Source organism: Aquipuribacter hungaricus (assembly GCF_037860755.1).
GTDB lineage: Bacteria > Actinomycetota > Actinomycetes > Actinomycetales > JBBAYJ01 > Aquipuribacter > Aquipuribacter hungaricus.
On the sequence record NZ_JBBEOI010000423.1, the window covers coordinates 1 to 1,365 of the forward strand.

Below are 1,365 nucleotides of genomic sequence, written 5' to 3' on the forward strand. Positions count from 1 at the left end.
GCCACGCCCAGGTCGCCCGCCCCCCAGGCCACGGTCTGGCGGGCCACGCCGGCCGCCACGGGCCCGGGCCGCCGGGCCAGGACGACCCCGCCGCCCAGCACCGAGGCCAGCGCCCAGGCCGTGAGCGCCCGGGTGAGGGAGCTGCGGACCTGCGTCGACGTCGCCACGCACCGATCCTCGCCGCACCCGCCGCGCCGTGCACCTGCGGCCCGGGCAGGATCGCCCCCGTGACCGAGCCCGCCTCGCCCGCCGAGCCCGCCGAGGGCACAAAGCCCACGGAGCCCGCTACGCCGGCAGGGCCCGCCGAGCCGACCGACCTCGTGGCCCCGGTCGCGGGTCTCGGCCCGGTCCACCCGTCGTGGCTGCCGGTGCTCGAGCCCCACACCGCGCTGCTCGCGGACCTCGCCGCGCGGCTGGACGCCGAGGAGGCCGCCGGCGTCGTGCCCCTGCCCGCGCGGGCGGACGTGCTGCGCGCCTTCGTCCGGCCGCTGGGTGACGTGCGGGTGCTCCTGCTCGGCCAGGACCCGTACCCGACGCCCGGACACGCCGTGGGGCTGTCCTTCTCGGTGGCCCCGGGGGTCCGGCCCCTGCCGCGGAGCCTGCGCAACGTCCTCGTGGAGCGCGAGGCCGACCTCGGCCTGCCCGTGCCGGCCTCGGGCGACCTGTCCCCGTGGGCCGACGCCGGGGTCCTCCTGCTCAACCGCGTCCTCACCGTCCGGCCGGGAGAGGCCGGCTCCCACCGCGGGCTCGGCTGGGAGCGGGTGACCGCGGCCGCGGTCGAGGCGCTCGTGGCCCGGGACGCCCCGCTCGTCGCGCTGCTCTGGGGGCGGGACGCCCGCACGCTGGCCCCGGCCCTCGGGGGCGTCGCCACGGTGGAGAGCGTGCACCCGAGCCCGCTGTCCGCCTCGCGCGGCTTCTTCGGCTCCCGGCCGTTCAGCCGGGTGGACGAGGCGCTCGTCGCCCAGGGCGCGGCACCCGTGGGGTGGCGGCTGGCCGACGACCGGCCTGCCCCGGAGCCGGCGGGGGGCTAGCCCGCCGCGAGCAGCAGCAGGACCGCGAGCCCGGCGCCGAAGAGCCCCGCCAGGACCCCGACCACCGCCCCGCCGACCTGCAGCGCGAGGGCCCGCCTGTCGTCGGCGAGCACCGAGCGGGCGAGCTCCAGGGCCAGCGTCGACCACGTCGACATCCCCCCGCACACCCCGAGCAGGAGCACGACGCCGACCGCCGCCGCGTCGGGCCCCGTGCCCGGGAGCAGCCCGAGCCGGGTCTGGACGACCAGCAGCGCCGCCGCGACCGCCGTCGCCGGGACGTTCGCCCAGGCGCTGCCGAGCGCGCGCACCCGCGGTCCGGGCGAGGCCCCGACCC

At 80.5% G+C, this 1,365-nt stretch carries 1 protein-coding gene and 1 pseudogene; one reads left to right on the forward strand and one right to left on the reverse strand.

The genetic code is table 11. The annotated features are described in order from the left end of the window. Nucleotides 1–320: 320 nt before the first annotated feature. A complete protein-coding gene (locus WCS02_RS20340; RefSeq protein ID WP_340296137.1) occupies nt 321–1,031 on the forward strand; it encodes a uracil-DNA glycosylase in 711 nt (236 codons plus the stop codon). On the opposite strand, the pseudogene WCS02_RS20345 reads toward WCS02_RS20340, so the two are convergent. After that, nucleotides 1,028–1,365, reverse strand: a pseudogene (locus WCS02_RS20345) (hypothetical protein); the annotation flags it as partial. The gene WCS02_RS20340 and the pseudogene WCS02_RS20345 overlap by 4 nt on opposite strands.